Here is an 18,287-nt window from a genome sequence, read left to right on the forward strand (position 1 = left end):
AACGAGTGCTTCGAGTTCTGTCAACAAAAACAGCACATACCCCCCCTTGTTCACACGACTGAATTCAAAATCGGTGGGAACGCGGGAACGTGGGTACAAAGGCTCTAAAACGGGCCTTTCAGAGTTGGAACTTGTTCCCGGCGTTTTTTGAGCGGGAACAAGGTATGGGGGGAGGCTCTCTATTAAACAGAGTTGTGTTCCCTTGTTCCCACTCTCATGTCTTATAAGGGAACGCTGAAAGCCACGGCTTTGCTGGGCCGTTCCCACTGTTCCCGTGTTCCCGCTGAAAAACGTCGAATGTCGATAGCTGCACAGGTTGAGCGTCATTGACTTTCTCCCTCACTTTCGAGCAAGTCGGGGTCAATTACGTAAAAACGGGAACTACCACCGCCTGGCGTGCGGTACTTTTTCGCCCGCCGGCTGCCCTTGGTTTCTTCGTCAACCTTGGCTAGCGCTCCGGCGCCTACCAGCGTCCGTACGATCCGTTCTTTACCGAAACCTGAAGCCGCCTCAAGCAATGCCGGTGTGTTGAACAGGTACAGGCGTTTATCGTCATTCACCTCATAAAAACCTGCTCGCTCGCGGACAGTGAGGTTGGCGTGTTCGGCGCGCACATCAGAAAAACGGCTGTCACCGTGTAATGCGATGAAGTCAGCGATACCGCGCAGGATCTGGCGGTCTTCTGCGTTGCCATCTCCCATCCGGGCCAGCCATTCGTTAAAAAGCAGCAGACAGGCTTGAGTGGCTGAACCTGTAGGCCAGCCAAGCAGATTATGTTCAATAGCCAATTCTCCGGCTAACGCCATGATGGCGAACCGATCAGCCACACGGCCGGCTTGTGAACTCTTGGTTTCGAAGGCATCACGGACTTGTGAAAAGGCGCTATACAGCTCCTTTGGCTGCTCAATCAGTGCCTCCACGAAGGTGGGGCCGAGATGTCCATAGTGTTGCGTGACAGCGTCGTTTAGGACGCGGTGGAACTCCTGCCCTGTCATGCCATGCACATCATCAAAGGCGCGATGAGTTCGGGTGCCGGCATTCACATCGACCATGCGCAACTCGGCGCCGGCATGCGCACCGTTGCCTCCAATGGCGGCGTGCTCCGACAACGACCTTTCACCGCTGGAAAGGGCCAGCACACGCCAGGTCAGTTTGGCCCGCCCTTCACGTTCGCGAGTCATGGTGCTTTTGCCCATGCCGTTGGCGATTGCGTAGGCCATTTCCTGAACGCGCTTGGGGTCGGCACGCTTAATTTCATCAAGGATCAGCACGGTATCGTTACGAGACGCTGCCTCAATCTCTACACCACCTTTCGACACGTCCCAAGAGGCCGCGAAGGTGCCAGGATTGCCCCAGATCGATGCGGCCAACAGTTGCGCGAGCGACTTACCGCTTGATGAATCGCCGACCAGGTGAATACCGCCACCATTGACGCCCACCTTGGCGAGCAGAGGCCCTGCCAATGCACAGCACACCGACAAAATCAGTACCGGATTGCCGAGACAGCGAGCGGCTATCTCGGTCTGCCATCCACTGAGAGAGCCCTTGCAGGTGAAAATGTTTGCTGCACGACCTGAGTCCTGAAAACGAACGTTGTCGCCGCCAATGACCCGTGAGGGCAGCACAAAGGCTCCTGATTCATGCCAGCCCGGTTTCGTGGTGGTGGCAATCACTAGTTCAGGGGCGTGATGGCTCGCCAGGTACGGCGTGATATGACGACGTTGGTGGTATTCGATTGCCAGTCCCTGGCGCATGAGTGCCTTCATTACCTCATCTGCTTTACCCGCAAGGGATTCCATGGGCATTACCCATTCAATACGCCGACCCCTGTAGTGAAAGGACAGCAGACGGCCAATGCTGCCGTCTTCTGAGTTGACCGTTTCGGCTTCGACGTTCAGTGGCGCACAGATCCAATGATCGACTGGAATGGCTTTTTCTTCCGGCCCGCTTTGCTTCACGCTGTGATACCAGGTGCCGGCCTTGTAGACCTTCCCTTCAACCGTGCAGGCGTGTTCATAGACAGCGAAACGGGGCCGGTCGAGTTTGTCGGGCTCCGGCGCCTTTGGGTCTCCTACAAGACTCAAATCAGCGTGTTTTTCCTTAAGCTTGCTCACGGCTTTGCCTCCCATAGCTGGTTGCGCCAAAGGTGCAAGTCGTTGAAGTCGGATAGCTCAGGCGGTGCCTGTTGGGGCCACTCTGGAAATACCACCAGAGCGCCGGTATCGAACGCCGCACGGTTGGCGGCAGTGCGCCCGGGATTGCCCCGTGTTTGGCGATCATCGTCACCAGCGATCACCAGCTCGACGCTCTGACCATGAAGCGCTCGCATGGCTAGTGCCACGGCGCGCAAGTTGCCGGCGTTCATGGCGCACACCACCGGGTGGCCGGTATGGATATGCAGCGTTGCTCCTGTCGCCCAACCTTCACAGACGTACAGGCGGCCGCCCTCGATGACCCGCCCCAATGGCGAGTAACAGCCCAGGACACGGCCACCACTAAGGAAACGTTTTGTGCCGGCACAATCGATGACTTGCAGGTTTACCAAGCGACCTTCAAGGCATAGAGGGACCAGCAATTTCCCCTGAGACATTTGACGCAGTTTGAGTGGGCTCACGCCCTTGGCCACCAGATACGGATGCAGTCGATCAGCAGGCTTTGCGCGCTGCCACAGCTGCACTGCCTGCCGAGTCGCTGCTTGCTGCTTTTCCTGCTGTACCGCATCGGACCGGCGTCGGTTTTCTTCCGCCTTGGTGCGGGCAGCTTTGAACGCTTCTGCTTGTTGGGCGCTCGGTGCGCTCGGGACTCCAGATGACTCAAACAAACCGAGTGCCAGGCGTTGATCGATTTCCCGCGCAGCTTCGACCTGGCGGCATTGGCGCAGGTAGGCCAGAAGTGAAACCAGATCGCCACCGTGCGCTTGATCGTCGGCAAAGTCATTCCACCGGCCAGAGTCGAGGGACACACCAAACGATCCGGCTTTGCGGTCTCCCCGGACATCGTTTCGAGCAACCCATTCACGTCCGTTTGGGCGTCCCTCCGGCAGCCATTCTTTAAGCAGAGTAGGGGCAGCAGGAAGGGCACGAAGTGCCACCAAACGAATCAGGTCTACAGTGTCGTTATCAGTCATGGAACAGGCCCTCTGACGATACGAATGAAGCGTCAGGCATGCTAATAGCTGCGGCCAGATCCGCCGTTTTCACGAGGTGCTGCGCCGCTTCTTCGGTGCAGGGTCGGAGCTCCCCTTTGTTGGCAAGTTGCAGCGTGCTTTCCAGGCTCAAACGCATCATTGCAGTGGCGCGACTTCCCAGGGCGAGGGCTCCGGTGAACTGCTCGATGTTTTTACAAGGTGTCGGATTTTGGCTTCGGAGCCGTTGTTCTAGGCGGTGTAAGAACCCAAGTTCAAACGCTTCAATGATCTGGCCGGGTAGGCGCTGTTTGTGACTGTTTAGGCACCTGGCCAGCGGTTCATTTTGGTCGGCCAACCATCGTTCAAAGGCATCAACACCACCGTCGATTACTTCTTGGTATTTGGCGGACCACTGCGTGTCGATTGCGGGCTGGCCGTCGGCTGATGGCAGCACGGCGTTGAGTGATTCAGGCATTTTGTACCCCCTCACGTTCCGCTGCTTTTCGGGCAGCGTTGAAGAGGTCGCTGGCGTCCTCCAGGAGCAAGTAGGCGGCATCCGCAATGCCGTTCACGTCCTTTGCGTCTGCGCGGTTGATGCCCATGCAGGACAGGCTGAAAAGCAGTGCCTTGGCCGCACAAAGTCGCTGCTCTGCGTACTCCTGAATGTCGGCGTACGCGGCGCTTGTATCAATCAGCAGCACAGGGGTTTGGCTGGGGTTTGTTGTGAGCGGGATGAGCTTATTCATGACCCACCTCTACAGAGGTCAGGATGCCCTCTGAGCAAGCGTCAACAGTGGCTTTCGCCATGTCGATCAGGTAGACGATTACATGGCAAAGTTGTTGACTGTTTTCAGCGAGAGCCGCTTGCTCGGCCATTTCCTGGGCAAGATCAAGCAGGCAGTACGTGCGATCGAGGGCCTCCGTTACAGGGACGTCAGACTGCACAGCGAAGAGCGGCAACCGTGAGAGAGGAATGCGGCTGAAAGTTTTGGCGGTGGTCTTAAGCATGGTGCACCTCCATAACCATCGCTTGCTCTGAAGCGGCGAGGTGGGCGAGCTGCATATGGTGGTTATAGCGTTTGAGGCGAGTGGAAAGACTGGAGTTTGCGCGAAGGGCTGCAAAGGCCATGGCCTTGTGTGCAGCGGCGCGGATGGAACGTGCGGACGGATTGAGGGCGTGCATGAGTAGAGCTCCTTTTGCTGGGGAGCTGCCACGGTTCGCTGCGAAACGAATTAGGGTGGCAACTGTGCGCGGGTTCGCAGACCGGGGCAAAAGGATCCCGGCAGGACCGAAGTCCTCCCACGCACAGCCGCCATAACACGTAACTGCGGGCACAAAAAAAGCGCCTGCAATCATGATGGGGGCGCTGTTGCGCCTTTTGCTCGTCGGGCTGCGAAACCCGGTCGCTGAATTGGCAGCGACCGGGAAACTATAGACCCGACCATGTTCAGATTGCAAGTCGAGCCGACTGCCGAAAATGCTCACTCCGTTGCTCGGAGTGATAAACTTCGATCTGCGTGTAGTGTGGTATGTAGCCCTGGCAGCGTTGGCGCGCTTGCCGGGGTTTTGTCTTTTCTCAGGCATGAAAAACTCCAGACCACCGGGCGTTAAGCTAGGCAGTAGCGTGAATACTCAGTGCAGTTAGGGGTTAGCAGTCGGTTAGTTGAATCGCACCGCCACCACTTTTATTGAAGTGATGTTGCCCGCTTGGGTTGGCTGTACTGGTCATGCCGGACTTGGCGGTATTGAGTTCGACGATGGCCGTCATGCGTCCACTCGTGGTCGCGCAAAAAACCTCCTGACCAGGGCGACGTGCCGCGTTTAGGAGAACCGTCTCCAGGCTGCGCAAGTCGTCCAGGGAAAAACGGATCGACTGCCCATCGACAGATAATGTGATTGTGGTCATGAGTGAGTCTCCGAAAGTAATTGAGCCGAATGCGTCCCCCGCATCGCTTTTTTCTTTCGTGTTTGGCTGCGCTCCTCCAGGCGGTCAGCAATCCACTGATCGATCTCTGCCTCCAGCCAGGCCACGCTGTTGATGCCAATTGGAATAGGTTCCGGGAAAGTGCCCGACCGGATATCGGCATAGATCGCGGCTCTGCTTTTGCCCGTCTTTTGCTCTACGTCACGACGACGCAGCAGCCGGTTTCCCAGGTCCAAACGTTTCACCGGTTGGAATGGCTTTGGCATCGCCTTGCTCATGCTCGTTGCTCCCGTGCCTCAATGCGCCCGTTTATCCAGGCTTGAACCTCGCTCAATACAAACGCCACAGGTGCGTTTCGAGCGCCGCTATCGTTCAGCTTTACCGGTCGGGGAAACGTAGGGTCGCGCTGAATCATTTTGTAGACGGTGGGCCGCGCAAGGCCGGTAAGCATCTGTAGTTCAGGCATGCGTACCAGTGCGACGAGCGCGCTATCTCTCCGATCTAGTTGCTTGCTCATGACCGCACTTCGCTTCTGTTTTGGGAGAGGCTGAGGGGTAGTAATTGTGTGTCCTGTGTAAGTAGGCCTAGCTCTTTGAGTACGCTGCGACGAATTGCGCTTGGGGCATATGGCAGTTGGATCTCTGGATTTGGCCGACTGGGCGGGCTTAGGCGATGCGTTATTTCGTCAATGCCGGTGAAAGTGGCGCCACAAACAGCGTTCTTGCATACAAGTAAGGTTTTGGACATAAGTGCGTGCTCACTGTTGGAGCTGCGCTTAATCAGCGCCGCACCGCAATCAGGGCAACGGCGTTTCGCTTGGACTTGTGGACGTGCTTTAGGGGTGGCGCTCACGGGCAACAGGCCTCCGAATCTGGATGGCCCAAGCATCATTGATCCCGCCCAAGACTTGTATCTCTGTAGGTTGTAAGGGGCGCGCTTACAATCTCTCTCGTTGTTGGTAGGTCGCGGGTTAACAGTTGAGGTGGCCATCAATCCATCCCCTTCCCGCAATGAAGATTGGACTGCAACCAGTCGGCGATATCGCTTGTCCTGTAGCGCACAAGGCGGCCGAGCTTCACATAGGGAAGGTCGTGACGACCATTGCTGCGCCAGGCCGCCAGCGTGCGAATGGAAACGCTCAGGGCATGAGCGGCATGCTCGGGTGTCATGAGGTCAGCGCTATGCGCTGTGGGACTTTGTGGATGCATCTTTGTCTCCGTAGGACTGTCTGCGACTACGGGGTGAAGATTGGCATCGAGGTTTTTACGATTGGGGATTTTCCGAATTCGTAATTCGTAAATCCGTTATTCGACCTCCCGAAGTCCTGCGCTCAATAACTTTTGAAAGCCTTCTCCCGTCGTGCCGTGTCCTGTGTGTCGAAGGTCACTTGCCACTTTTGTTAGGGTTCTCGCGATAGCGGATACGTTGGGTTTTCCGCCGCGCATGAAGTTTTTGCGATTGCTGGCTATGGTTTCTTTCGCGTCTAGGTGGGCGCCTATTTCAGCAATGACGTGTGTGGCGAATCCGAGAGCCCGCAGGACTGGCAAGGTCCCTTTTTCATCTGAGATATCAGCCTGCTTGATTGCATCGGGATAGCTAAACCAGTTAGCCGAGCTTCGACTTCTGATAATGGTCCTGTTTGTTCCGGCTAGCCTGCTGGTTTCTATGTACAGGTTGTGCGAAGGGCGTTGAGGTGGCAGCGGTAATCCCTCCTTGAACTCCTGAAGGTCAGCTAAGTGAATGAGCACTTGAGAGCTCCCAGTAGTGATACAGGCGGGTCGTTCGTTTTCGTCAATGCGATAGCAACCGTTCAACTCGCCGTCACCTGTAGGTGTGAATATCCCAATTGGTCGGGGAAAATGGCGTGCTTGGTTTTCACTGAACAATTCGTAATTTGGTAGCGGAACTGGGCCGTCGACCACGTACGACAGTGAGCATTGGTCTGTATCCAGGTGGAGTGGGGATTCTGGCAGGGGTGTTAATCCAGAGGTTCGCCAGTCGCTCTTTCCAGGTCTCAAGGTCAGAGCAAAGAGGCCAATCTCTGCATTGTCGGTTGGCCAATAATGAGCTGGTAGGCGAAAGGTGTTTAGCGCCCTCTGGATACTGGTCTCTGTGTAGGTCTGTCCCGTTTGATCGGATAACCAGCAAGCAGCGTCATCCAGTGTGAGCCACTCTTTGAGTAGATAGTCAGCCATCGATTATTTAGCTCGTTGCTTTGAGTTTTATTGAGACGACATTGCCCTTTTCGAGCGTGTCCAACTGATCCGCATACCACTGCATCATTTGCCGGCGTTGCTCCAGGTAGATCGCTTTGTTGTAAACCCCTGAGACACCGCCCTCAACGTGCGCTAGCTGAGCCTCTACATGTTCACGCGGGAAGTTGTTTTCGCGCAGCATGGTCGAGGCGACATGTCGGAAACCGTGGGCCGTTTGGCGCCCCTCGTAGCCCAGTCGCCGTAACGCCATATTGAATGCCATATTGCTGCGTGGTTTTTTTCGGTCACTGCGTCCGGGAAAGAGCAGCGGGTAACGACCATTTAGCGTGTGTAGCTCTCGAAGCGCTTTAACTGCCTGCTTTGACAGCGGTACTAGGTGGTCGCGTCGCTTTTTCATGCGAGCAGCCGGGATGCTCCAAAGTGCGTTGTCCAAGTCAAACTCCGACCAGGGCGCCTCGCGTAGCTCACTCGGACGGACGCCAGTCAGCGTTAATAGGTGCAGGCCAAGGCGCAGATCTAATGCATGGGGGTAGGTCCGAATGGCGCGTAGCAGCTCAGGAAGCTCTTTCGCTGTGACGTGGGCGTAGTTCTCGGCTGGTTTGGATTGCAGGAAACGACTAAGGCCTTCCAGCGGGTTGTGAATGGCTCTGCCTGTCACCCTCGCCAGATCGTAGATTTCCTTGCAGGAGCGGCGGACGCGGCTCATTTGCTCAAGGATGCCCTTTCGCTCAAGCGTTTGTAGAAAGTCCATCCATTGCTTTGGGGTTATCTCTGCATATGGTCTTTTGCCGAATACAGGGAAGACGTGGAGCTGGAGAGCGCCGACTGTGCGTCTTGCGGTGCTGGCTTCCCAGCCAGGGCTGCGAATTTCGATCCACTCGCGCGCCAGGATCTCGAATGTGTTTGTTGCTGCTTCGAGTTCGGCCGCTTTTCGGGCCTTGCGTGCAGCGATAGGGTCGCCGCCGTTGGCGATCTCCTTGCGATACTCGGCTGCTTTTTTCCTGGCCAGTGCGCCACTGACTTCGGGATAGCCGCCCAGGCCAAGCCAGCTCCACTTGGCTGCTTGGTTTTTGTACCGAAGCTGCCAGGACTTCTGGCCATCCGGCTTAACGCGCAGATACAGGCCATTACCGTCGAGCTCACGATATTCCCCGGTTTCGGGTTCGATGCTTGCCAGCGCGGTGTCACTGAGTGGTCTGCGTTTGATTTCTGACCGTTTCACGCCCTTGTATCCCCTCGGTTCTAGAGATGCCTGAGGATACACCGTGGGATACACAGAGCTACAGTATGAGGGGAGATAAAGGTAGACAAGCAGAAACAACAAAGCCCGCACAGGGCGGGCTTTGCGGGGCGTTTCGTAGTCATCAGGAGACAACCAGAAACATCATTTTGGTGCACCCGGCGGGATTCGAACCCACGACCCCTGCCTTCGGAGGGCAGTACTCTATCCAGCTGAGCTACGGATGCTTGTGCGGGCGCCATCATACCCATGTCGACCTTGGGCGTCCATGCTGGTTTTTGGCCGTCTGCTGGTGGGATTCTGGAGTAGCGAGGCTCTGTACCGGGCGGTGTGTGCCGGTGATGCGCAATTCGGGTCCGTTACGCTTGTCAGAATAGTCCGGCAAATATGCCCTTTTCGTTCTTTTTTTTGAACAGACTATTGCCCTACCCCCCCTTTGATCCTAGGATTCGTTTGAGATTTCAAACGCTCTGTCTCCCGTGCGCTATGTGCTTGCTTGCGCCCAGTGACTGATTTCCCTGACGGCAGCCTTCAAGGCGCCTTTCAACAACTCTAATTTGCCCCGCGCGCGCGCGGTGCTGTTAAGGAAAGCCGACATGCAGCTTAAAGACACCCAATTGTTCCGCCAACAAGCTTTTATTGATGGCGCTTGGGTCGATGCGGACAACGGTCAAACGATCAAGGTCAACAACCCCGCGACTGGCGAGATCCTGGGCACCGTGCCGAAGATGGGCGCCGCCGAAACCCGGCGGGCCATCGAAGCCGCCGACAAGGCCTTGCCGGCCTGGCGTGCACTGACCGCCAAGGACCGTGCGAACAAGCTGCGGCGCTGGTTCGAGCTGATCATCGAGAACCAGGATGACCTGGCGCGCCTGATGACCCTGGAGCAGGGCAAGCCACTGGCCGAAGCCAAGGGCGAAATCGTCTACGCCGCTTCGTTCATCGAGTGGTTCGCCGAAGAGGCCAAGCGTATCTACGGGGACGTGATCCCTGGCCATCAGCCGGACAAGCGGCTGATCGTGATCAAGCAGCCAATCGGCGTCACCGCTGCCATCACGCCATGGAACTTCCCGGCCGCGATGATCACCCGTAAAGCCGGCCCGGCCCTGGCTGCCGGTTGCACCATGGTCCTCAAGCCGGCGTCGCAAACCCCGTTCTCGGCGTTCGCCCTGGCTGAACTGGCCCAGCGTGCCGGCATCCCCAACGGCGTGTTCAGCGTGGTTTCCGGCAGCGCTGGCGATATCGGCAGCGAGCTGACCAGCAACCCGACCGTGCGTAAATTGTCCTTCACCGGCTCGACCGAAATCGGTCGCCAGTTGATGGCCGAATGCGCCAAGGACATCAAGAAAGTGTCCCTGGAGCTGGGCGGCAACGCGCCATTTATCGTGTTTGACGACGCCGACCTGGATAAGGCCGTCGAAGGCGCGATCATTTCCAAGTACCGCAACAACGGCCAGACCTGCGTCTGCGCCAACCGCCTGTACATCCAGGATTCGGTGTACGACGCGTTCGCTGAAAAGCTCAAAGTGGCCGTCGCCAAATTGAAGATCGGCAATGGCCTGGAAGAAGGCACCACCACCGGTCCCCTGATCGATGAAAAAGCCGTGGCCAAGGTCCAGGAGCACATCGCCGATGCCCTGAGCAAAGGCGCGACGCTGTTGGCAGGCGGCAAGGTCATGCAAGGCAACTTCTTCGAGCCGACCATCCTCACCAACGTGCCGAAAAACGCTGCCGTGGCCAAGGAAGAAACCTTCGGCCCATTGGCGCCGCTGTTCCGCTTCAAAGACGAAGCTGAAGTGATCGCCATGTCCAACGACACCGAGTTCGGCCTGGCGTCCTACTTCTATGCCCGTGACCTGGGCCGTGTGTTCCGTGTGGCCGAGGCCCTGGAGTACGGCATGGTTGGCGTCAACACCGGGCTGATCTCCAACGAAGTGGCGCCGTTCGGCGGTATCAAGGCGTCGGGCCTGGGCCGTGAAGGCTCCAAGTACGGGATCGAGGATTACCTGGAAATCAAATACCTCTGCCTGGGCATCTAACCGGCAAGGTATCGCTGCAAACGCAAAGGGCACGAGAGCGCTGTCCCTTTGCGTGCTTCAAACCGTTATTCGAAGTGGCCGGGAAAGCTGCGGCAGTCGATCATCGCATGCTGGCGTAGTTGCCTCCCCACCACGTAATCCTTGGACCGCGCCACCCGATGAGTGGCGAATGAGGACTTTATGAGCAACAAGACCAACGCTTCCTTGATGAAACGCCGCGAAGCCGCTGTACCGCGCGGCGTTGGGCAGATTCACCCGATCTTCGCCGAATCCGCGAAGAACGCCACCGTGACTGACGTTGAAGGTCGCGAGTTCATCGACTTCGCCGGCGGCATCGCCGTGCTGAACACCGGGCACCTGCACCCGAAAATCATTGCGGCCGTGACCGAGCAGTTGAACAAGCTGACCCACACCTGCTTCCAGGTCTTGGCCTACGAGCCTTACGTGGAGCTGTGCGAAAAAGTCAACGCCAAGGTCCCGGGTGATTTCGCCAAGAAAACCCTGCTGGTCACCACCGGTTCCGAAGCCGTGGAAAACGCCGTGAAAATCGCACGGGCCACGACAGGCCGTGCCGGCGTGATCGCCTTCACCGGCGCGTACCACGGCCGCACCATGATGACCCTGGGCCTGACCGGCAAGGTCGTGCCGTACTCCGCGGGCATGGGCCTGATGCCCGGCGGCATCTTCCGTGCGCTGTACCCGAACGAGTTGCACGGCGTGAGTATTGACGACTCCATCGCCAGCATCGAACGCATCTTCAAAAATGATGCCGAGCCGCGTGATATCGCAGCCATCATCATCGAGCCGGTACAGGGCGAAGGCGGTTTCTACATCGCGCCTAAAGCCTTTATGAAGCGCCTGCGCGAACTGTGCGACAAGCACGGCATCCTGCTGATCGCCGACGAAGTGCAAACCGGTGCCGGCCGTACCGGGACCTTCTTCGCCATGGAACAGATGGGCGTTACCGCCGACCTGACCACCTTCGCCAAATCCATCGCCGGTGGCTTCCCGCTGGCCGGTGTGTGTGGCAAGGCCGAATACATGGACGCCATCGCCCCGGGCGGCCTGGGTGGCACCTATGCCGGTAGCCCGATTGCTTGTGCCGCAGCCCTGGCGGTGATGGAAGTGTTTGAAGAAGAGCACCTGCTGGACCGCTGCAAGGCGGTTGGCGAGCGTCTGGTCACCGGCCTCAAGGCTATCCAGGCCAAGTACCCGGTAATCGGCGAAGTGCGTGCCCTGGGCGCGATGATCGCGGTCGAGCTGTTCGAGGATGGCGACAGCCACAAGCCGAACGCTGCGGCGGTTGCCTCCGTAGTAGCCAAGGCGCGTGACAAGGGCCTGATCCTGCTGTCGTGCGGCACCTACGGCAACGTATTGCGCGTACTGGTCCCGCTGACCTCGCCGGATGAGCAGTTGGACAAAGGCTTGGCGATCATCGAAGAGTGCTTCGCAGAGCTTTGAGCGGCAAGCTATAAGCTGCAAGTGATGTAACGCTTGCAGCTTGTCGCTCAAAGACGCCGCCCGTGAACAAAAAAACCGCGTATGCGGTTTTTTTTTGCTCACGGGCGGCTTCTTTGTCTAATGTGCAGGGATTGCCGATGGAGCGTGCTGCATGACTGCGGTTGATTTACCTGCTGTACCCCGTGTACTGATTGCCGAGACCGACCCCTGGTCGCGGGATTTGCTCAAGCAGGTGTTGTTGAATGTGCGTTGCGACGCGCGGCTGGATGTGTGCGCCGACGGGCAGCACGCCGCCGAGTTGCTGCGAGACAAACCCTACGATTTGATCATTGCCGACTGGGAGCTACCGGGTGTTGATGGCCTGAGCCTGTTGCGCAGTGTGCGCCAGCGCCGGGAGGGGCCGGCGTTGCCGTTTATCCTGTTGAGTACGCGCAATGACAGTGCCAGTGTGCGCGAAGCATTGCCGCTGGCGCCCACCGCTTACCTGACCAAGCCCCTGAACATGGAAGGCCTCACGCAACGCCTGCAGGACCTGCTGCTCAATGAAGGCGAAACGGTGTATTGCCAAATCCCGGCCCTGGCCGCGGGCATGACCTTGCCGGTGTTCCTGGAGCACCGCCGCGAGCTGTCGGACGGCGCGCCGCTGCGGGTTGATGTAAAAGCCGCTGTGCACGGCAGCCTGGCGCCGGAGGGCCTGGACCTCAAGCAACTGGAAGAGCAGGTCAAGGTCGATCCACAGATCACGGCAGTGCTGATCGCCGCCGCCAACAGCGCCGGCCATCACGGTACGCCGGTGCAGACCCTGTCCATGGCGCTGCACAAACTGGCGGCAGGGCAGAGCATGAACCTGATCCTCGGCCTGGCCCTCAAGCACAATGTGATCCTCAGCGATGCCCGCCTGATGGAACACGCCGAGCACCATTGGCAACTGTCCCGGCAAACCGCGCATTACGCCCGCTCGCTGGCACGTATGCTCGACCTTGACCACGAGCGCTGCTACAGCGCCGGGATTCTCCATCGGCTGGGCGACCTGGCCCTCTTGCGCAGCTTGCAGGAGTGGTGCCAGGGCGGTGGCGAGCTGGATGACGAAATGATCGCTGCTGCGCTCGACCGCTTTGGTGCCAGCTATGGCTCGGCGCTGCGCATCCGCTGGCGCTTGCCCCTAGAGTTGCGCCAATTGATTGCGGCGGTGTATTCCCTCGAAGGTGGGGTGTATTCCCGTGAAGCGCTGGTGATGAACATGGCGGCGCAACTGGCGGGGCTGAGCGAGCACGAGGGGGTCGAGGCGCTGGCCAAGGGCAAGACGGCGCGGCTGCTCAGAATCGGGCTTTCAGAGCTGATGCGCCTCCGCAAGCCTGTATAGGGGGTGGGTCAGGCAGCAATGATGCTGAATATGCGGCCGCTATCGTAGCCTCGCTAAAGCTCGACAACTCCCACATTGTTTGTGGCGTGCGCAAAATCCTCTGCCAGGTCGGAACCCCCTGTGGGAGCGGGCTTGCCCGCGATAGCGGTGGGTCAGTCAACATCAATGTTTGCTGGGCCGACGTCTTCGCGAGCAAGCCCGCTCCCACATTTGATCTTCGCTATTTTTTAACGCCATGAAAGGCCAGGTATTCAGCCGACAATTACCCGGTTCTTGCCCTGGCGCTTGGCTTCATACATGGCCGCATCGGCCCGGGCGAACAGGCTGTCCAGGGTGGCATCTTCGGCCGTGAGGTTGGCCAGGCCCTGGCTGACGGTCACGCCATAGGGCCGGCCTTCATGGCTGAAACCCAGTTGCCGCACTTCCTGGCCCAGGCGTTCGGCAACCTGCATGGCCCTTTCCGGCGCGCATCCTGGCAGGACCGCCGCAAATTCTTCGCCGCCAATGCGCCCGAACAGGTCGCCACGGCGTAATACCCCGCGCCCGCTCTCGGCGATACGCAACAACACCTGATCGCCCTCCAGGTGGCCGTAGGTGTCGTTGATGGTCTTGAAGTTATCGATGTCCAGCAACAGGAAGGCCAGGGGCAGGCCCTGGGCACAGGCGCGTTCAAATTCGTGATGGGCGCACTCGAAGAAGTGCCGGCGGTTGCTGCTGCGGGTCAGCACGTCGGTGGTGGCCAGGCGTTGCAGTTCGAGTTCCAGGTGCTTTTTTTCGGTGATGTCTTCAGCGATGCCCACCACAATCAGCGGTTTTCCCGGGGTGGCCTGCTGGTTGGTAAAGCACTTGTCGCTGAGCCAGCGGATCTGCCCGTCAGCAGTGATGATGCGGTATTGGCGATCCTCGACCGCCCCCAACTCCAGCACCTGGGCCAGGCTTTGCTCGGCGTACTGCTGGTCTTCGGGGTGGATGCTGTCGCGCCAGCCACGGTGTTCAGCCAACAGCAGGCTGGCCGAGCGCCCGAAGATACGCTCATAGGCAGGGCTGACGTACAGCACGCGCCGGGTTTCCCACTCAATGGCCCAGAGCACGGCGTTGACACTGACCAGCAGCGAGCTCAACAGCTGTTCGCGCTCGCTCAGGCGCTCCACTTCGCCCTGGGCATGCATCAACGCCAGCAACGTGGCGGCAGCAGTCGGCCGCGACGCGTCCGTCGACTCAGGTGGGGTGGCGGTTGGGGAGTCCGTTTCGTGGACCATCGGCACAATTCTCTCTGGACATGCCGTAGCATTGAACAGCAGTCAAAACAAGGCCCGCCAGGATGGCGAAGTGTTGTTTGAGAGAGGGGAATTGCAGCTAAGTTCCGTTATCAGTCGCGAATGAGACGGAATGTTCGGCGACTGTGAAATGGCGCCAAAAAACTGTGGAGCCGGTAAGGACTGGGCGTCCTCCCGGCTCCTGTGACACCTAGGCGTTTGCCGGGCGCAACGAGTAGGTCTTCAACTGGTGGGCAAAGTCGCGCAGGGACTGGATCCCGCTGGCCTCGGCCTCGTGCACCCATTCCTTGATGGCCGCGAGCATGTCATGCCCGTTGCTGCTGGTCTTGAGCCAGATCTGTTGCAGCGCCAGGCGCTTTTCGTAGATCACTTTCAAGGCCTGGCTGTGCTCCAGCATGCTCTGGATACGCAGGTGGTGGCGCTCATCCAGCAGGCTGGTTTCCCGCGACAGCAGGCGCTTGGCCCGGTGGAACTGGTGGCGTACCGAATGATCGACCTTCTCCAGCTCCTGCTTGACCAGCGGCGCGATCACCAGCTTGCGGTACTGGGCCATGATCTGGAAGCGGTTGTTGAGGATCGCCATGGCGGTGTCCATGTCCAAGTGGCCCTTGCCTTCGACCCGGTGGGCAATCGGCGCGACGCGCTGCACCTTGGCCAGGCGCAGGAAGCTGAACACCTTGATCCAGGCCCAGCCCAGGTCGAATTCCCACTTCTTGACCGACAGCTTGGCGGAGTTGGGGTAGGTGTGATGGTTGTTATGCAGCTCTTCGCCACCGACGATGATGCCCCACGGCACCAGGTTGGTCGCCGCGTCGCGGCATTCAAAGTTGCGATAGCCGACGGCATGGCCCAGGCCGTTGATCACGCCGGCGGCCCAGAACGGGATCCACATCATCTGGATCGCCCAGATGGTGATGCCGATGGTGCCGAACAGCAGCACGTCGATCACCCCCATGAGGGCCACGCCCAGCAGCGGATAGCGGGTGTAGAGCTGGCGCTCGATCCAGTCCTCCGGGCAGTTCTTGCCGTAGATGCGCAGGGTCTCGGGGTTTTCCGCCTCGGTGCGGTACAGCTCGGCACCTTTGCGCAGGACCGTGGACAGGCCCTTGATCACCGGGCTGTGGGGGTCGTCGACGGTTTCGCACTTGGCGTGGTGCTTGCGGTGGATGGCGGTCCACTCGCGGGTGTTCTGCGCCGTGGTCAGCCACAGCCAGAAGCGAAAGAAGTGTTTCAGGCCAGCATTGAGCTCCAGGGAGCGGTGGGCTGAATAGCGGTGCAGATAGACCGTGACACCGATGATGGTCACGTGGGTCATCAACAGAGTGACTGCCACCAGTTGCCAGGCTGACAAGTCAAGAAAACCGTTGTACCACATAGGCTGTATGGCCCTCAGATAAAGAAAAGAACAGCTCACGCATTATCACTAAGCCTACAGATAAAACCAGTCACCCTTTTGAATAGGAGTGACGAGATGTTACTTATCCTATAATCCGCAGTCTTTGTAGGGCGATTCTGTTTTTTAGTAAGGATTACTAGCGATATGCTGCTTTCATACCGAGGTGCCCTGCGTGCAGGGTTGGTGTATTTGCTGATTTCCATCTTGTGGATACAGCTCAGTCAGCAGGTATTTATCAATTTCATCGATGAACCCAGGGAAATGGTGCAGTGGCAGATGCTGCGCGGCTACCTGTGGGTCAGCCTCAGCGCGCTGTTTATTTTCCTGTTGTGTGCCCGTAGCGCCCGCGTCCATCGCATCCAGCAACCCTTGAAGGAAAACCGCGAGCGCCTGCGCCAGGCGGCGGCGGTGTTCGATTGCACCCGCGAAGGGGTGCTGGTCACCGACGCCCGTGGGCGGATTGTCCACGTCAACCGCGCCTTTATCGAAATCACCGGTTACCAGGTGGAAGACGTGATGGGCCGCCAGCCGAGCCTGTTCAAATCCGGTCGCCACTCGCCGGCGTTTTATGAGCAAATGTTTCGCAGCCTCAATCAAGACGGCGAGTGGAGCGGCGAGATCTGGAACCGACGTAAAAGCGGGGAAATTTACCCACAGTGGCAAACCATCCGCGTCATCCATGATGACCAGGGCCAGGTCAGCCATTACGTGGCGGTGTTTTCCGATATCAGTGCGATCAAGCATTCCGAGCACGAACTGGCCCACCTGGCCCACCACGACCCGTTGACTGACCTGCCCAACCGCCTGCTGTTCACCGACCGCGCCGAGCAGGCGCTGGCCTCGGCGCAAACCCACAAGCGTGGCTGTGCATTGCTGCTGCTTGACCTGGACCACTTCAAGATCATCAACGACAGCCTTGGCCACAATGTCGGTGACCAGTTGCTCAAGGCCGTGGGTGAGCGCCTGCAAGGCCTGTTCGGCCCCGGCGTGACCCTGGCGCGCCTGGGCGGTGATGAGTTCGCGGTGCTGGCGGAAAGTTGTCCACAGGTGGTCCAGGCTGCGGCCCTGGCCCAGCGCATCATCGACGGTATGAAGCAGCCGTTCGTGTTCGACGGCCACCAGTTGTTTGTCAGCGTCAGTATTGGTATCAGCCTGTTCCCCAGCGACGCCTTGAGCGCCGAACAACTGCTGCGTAACGCCGACTCGGCGCTGTTCAAGGCCAAGAGTTCCGGGCGCGAAGGCTACGCCTTGTACACCGAGGAACTGACCGCCCATGCCCAGCATCGGATCGAGATCGGCAATGAATTGCGCCGCGCCCTCGATCAGCAGGAACTACGGGTTTACTACCAACCGGTCCACGACCTGCAAACCAGCCGGATGATTGGCGTGGAAGCCCTGGTGCGCTGGCAGCACCCATTGCGCGGCCTGGTGTCGCCGGCGGAATTTATCCCGATTGCCGAGCGCACCGGGCTGATCGCTGAGATCGACGCCTGGGTCATGGACCAGGCCTGTCGCCAGATGTGCCGGTGGCTGGCAGAGGGCAGGGGCCTGTCTTTCCTGGCGGTGAATATCTCCAGCCGCCTGTTTGCCCGCCATGAACTGTACGAGCAGGTGGCCAAGGTGCTGCACGACACCGGCCTGGACCCGGCGAAGCTGGAGCTGGAAGTCACCGAAAGCGCAGTGATGGATGACCCGGAAGTGGCCCTGGAGCAACTGCACCGCCTGCGCGAGCTGGGCCTGAGCCTGGCCATCGATGATTTTGGCACGGGCTATTCGTCACTGCTGCGTCTCAAGCGGTTGCCGGTGCAGAAGTTGAAAATCGACCAGGGCTTTGTCGCCGGCCTGCCGTGGGATGAAGACGATGCGGCGATTGTGCGGGTGGTCATCGCCCTGGCGCAGAGCATGGGCATGCAAGTGCATGCCGAAGGCATCGAGCAACGGGACCAGGCGCGGTTCCTGCTGGATCACCAGTGCGACCTGGGCCAGGGCTACTGGTTTGGCCGGCCGATGCTGGCGGCTGATATCGATTGGGCCAGAGCCCCCGCCATCCGCTAAGCCCCCGGGGCTGAAATACAGTAAATGTGGGAGCGGGCTTGCCCGCGATAGCGGGGTGTCAGCCAATAAATCTGGCACTGATACACCGCCATCGCGGGCAAGCCCGCTTGTGTCTTGATCTGGGAATAAACTCTGAGGTGAGAGGGGTGGATGGCAAGCTGTAAGTCCGCAGTGCTAGAAGCACGAGT

19 protein-coding genes and 1 tRNA gene are annotated in these 18,287 nt (G+C 58.8%); 4 read left to right on the forward strand and 16 right to left on the reverse strand.

The genetic code is table 11. The features are described 5' to 3' along the window. Positions 1-323 precede the first annotated feature (323 nt). The 14 genes from AO268_RS26000 to AO268_RS26065 all read right to left on the reverse strand — a co-directional run bounded on the left by AO268_RS26000 (position 324) and on the right by AO268_RS26065 (position 8,735). The gene (locus AO268_RS26000) at positions 324-2,114 is read right to left on the reverse strand and encodes a DUF927 domain-containing protein (RefSeq protein WP_257154458.1); all 1,791 of its coding nucleotides are present in this window, start codon (positions 2,112-2,114) and stop codon (positions 324-326) included. Further along, positions 2,111-3,127 carry a toprim domain-containing protein gene (locus tag AO268_RS26005; RefSeq protein ID WP_099170284.1) on the reverse strand — a complete coding sequence of 339 codons (1,017 nt, stop codon included), beginning with the start codon at positions 3,125-3,127 and terminating at the stop codon, positions 2,111-2,113. Before AO268_RS26005 ends, AO268_RS26000 begins: the two co-directional genes overlap by 4 nt. Next, positions 3,120-3,602, reverse strand: a complete 483-nt coding sequence (locus AO268_RS26010; RefSeq protein WP_099170285.1) for a LasR-specific antiactivator QslA — start codon at positions 3,600-3,602, stop codon at positions 3,120-3,122. The genes AO268_RS26005 and AO268_RS26010 overlap by 8 nt, the downstream gene beginning before the upstream one ends. After that, a complete protein-coding gene (locus AO268_RS26015) occupies positions 3,595-3,873 on the reverse strand; it encodes a hypothetical protein (RefSeq protein WP_169863860.1) in 279 nt (92 codons plus the stop codon). Before AO268_RS26015 ends, AO268_RS26010 begins: the two co-directional genes overlap by 8 nt. Then, a complete protein-coding gene (locus AO268_RS26020; RefSeq protein ID WP_099170286.1) occupies positions 3,866-4,135 on the reverse strand; it encodes a DUF3077 domain-containing protein in 270 nt (89 codons plus the stop codon). Before AO268_RS26020 ends, AO268_RS26015 begins: the two co-directional genes overlap by 8 nt. Then, entirely contained in the window at positions 4,128-4,310 is a 183-nt protein-coding gene (locus AO268_RS26025) for a hypothetical protein (RefSeq protein ID WP_099170287.1), read from the reverse strand. Before AO268_RS26025 ends, AO268_RS26020 begins: the two co-directional genes overlap by 8 nt. Positions 4,311-4,776: 466 nt before the next feature. Beyond that, entirely contained in the window at positions 4,777-5,034 is a 258-nt protein-coding gene (locus AO268_RS26030) for a hypothetical protein (RefSeq protein ID WP_099170288.1), read from the reverse strand. Further along, on the reverse strand, positions 5,031-5,330 hold the full coding sequence (locus AO268_RS26035) for a helix-turn-helix transcriptional regulator (protein WP_099170289.1): 300 nt from the start codon (positions 5,328-5,330) through the stop codon (positions 5,031-5,033). The genes AO268_RS26030 and AO268_RS26035 overlap by 4 nt, the downstream gene beginning before the upstream one ends. Further along, positions 5,327-5,569, reverse strand: coding sequence for a helix-turn-helix transcriptional regulator (locus AO268_RS26040; protein ID WP_232243913.1), 243 nt, complete (start codon positions 5,567-5,569; stop codon positions 5,327-5,329). Before AO268_RS26040 ends, AO268_RS26035 begins: the two co-directional genes overlap by 4 nt. Continuing rightward, the gene (locus AO268_RS26045) at positions 5,566-6,042 is read right to left on the reverse strand and encodes an ogr/Delta-like zinc finger family protein (protein WP_306474146.1); all 477 of its coding nucleotides are present in this window, start codon (positions 6,040-6,042) and stop codon (positions 5,566-5,568) included. Before AO268_RS26045 ends, AO268_RS26040 begins: the two co-directional genes overlap by 4 nt. Beyond that, positions 6,042-6,260, reverse strand: a complete 219-nt coding sequence (locus AO268_RS26050; protein ID WP_099170291.1) for a helix-turn-helix domain-containing protein — start codon at positions 6,258-6,260, stop codon at positions 6,042-6,044. Before AO268_RS26050 ends, AO268_RS26045 begins: the two co-directional genes overlap by 1 nt. 96 nt (positions 6,261-6,356) lie before the next feature. After that, positions 6,357-7,247, reverse strand: coding sequence for a hypothetical protein (locus tag AO268_RS32480; protein WP_141562844.1), 891 nt, complete (start codon positions 7,245-7,247; stop codon positions 6,357-6,359). 7 nt (positions 7,248-7,254) lie between these two features. Next, a complete protein-coding gene (locus AO268_RS26060; RefSeq protein ID WP_099170296.1) occupies positions 7,255-8,490 on the reverse strand; it encodes a tyrosine-type recombinase/integrase in 1,236 nt (411 codons plus the stop codon). A gap of 168 nt (positions 8,491-8,658) precedes the next feature. Further along, positions 8,659-8,735 (reverse strand) — tRNA-Arg (locus AO268_RS26065). 369 nt (positions 8,736-9,104) lie between these two features. Between AO268_RS26065 and gabD the strand changes: the two genes are divergently transcribed. The 3 genes from gabD (at position 9,105) to AO268_RS26080 (ending at position 13,371) form a co-directional block, all read left to right on the forward strand. Beyond that, on the forward strand, positions 9,105-10,547 hold the full coding sequence (gene gabD / locus AO268_RS26070; protein WP_099170293.1) for an NADP-dependent succinate-semialdehyde dehydrogenase: 1,443 nt from the start codon (positions 9,105-9,107) through the stop codon (positions 10,545-10,547). Between the two features lie 180 nt (positions 10,548-10,727). Continuing rightward, a complete protein-coding gene (gene gabT / locus AO268_RS26075) occupies positions 10,728-12,008 on the forward strand; it encodes a 4-aminobutyrate--2-oxoglutarate transaminase (RefSeq protein WP_076962016.1) in 1,281 nt (426 codons plus the stop codon). A 151-nt stretch (positions 12,009-12,159) separates the two neighbouring features. Continuing rightward, entirely contained in the window at positions 12,160-13,371 is a 1,212-nt protein-coding gene (locus AO268_RS26080) for an HDOD domain-containing protein (protein ID WP_076962017.1), read from the forward strand. Positions 13,372-13,622: 251 nt separating this feature from the next. On the opposite strand, the gene AO268_RS26090 is transcribed toward AO268_RS26080, so the two are convergent. Together AO268_RS26090 and desA are read right to left on the reverse strand one after the other, a co-directional pair. After that, positions 13,623-14,630 (reverse strand): sensor domain-containing diguanylate cyclase, encoded by a 1,008-nt coding sequence (locus AO268_RS26090; RefSeq protein WP_076962018.1) that lies wholly within the window; start codon positions 14,628-14,630, stop codon positions 13,623-13,625. Positions 14,631-14,838: 208 nt separating this feature from the next. Then, positions 14,839-16,023 (reverse strand): delta-9 fatty acid desaturase DesA, encoded by a 1,185-nt coding sequence (desA, locus tag AO268_RS26095; protein WP_076962019.1) that lies wholly within the window; start codon positions 16,021-16,023, stop codon positions 14,839-14,841. 165 nt (positions 16,024-16,188) lie between these two features. Between desA and dibA the strand changes: the two genes are divergently transcribed. Further along, positions 16,189-18,099 (forward strand): phosphodiesterase DibA, encoded by a 1,911-nt coding sequence (gene dibA / locus AO268_RS26100; protein WP_076962020.1) that lies wholly within the window; start codon positions 16,189-16,191, stop codon positions 18,097-18,099. Positions 18,100-18,287: the final 188 nt, after the last annotated feature.

The sequence above is a fragment of the Pseudomonas sp. ICMP 8385 genome, from assembly GCF_002699915.1.
In the GTDB taxonomy this organism is placed as follows: Bacteria; Pseudomonadota; Gammaproteobacteria; order Pseudomonadales; family Pseudomonadaceae; genus Aquipseudomonas; species Aquipseudomonas gessardii.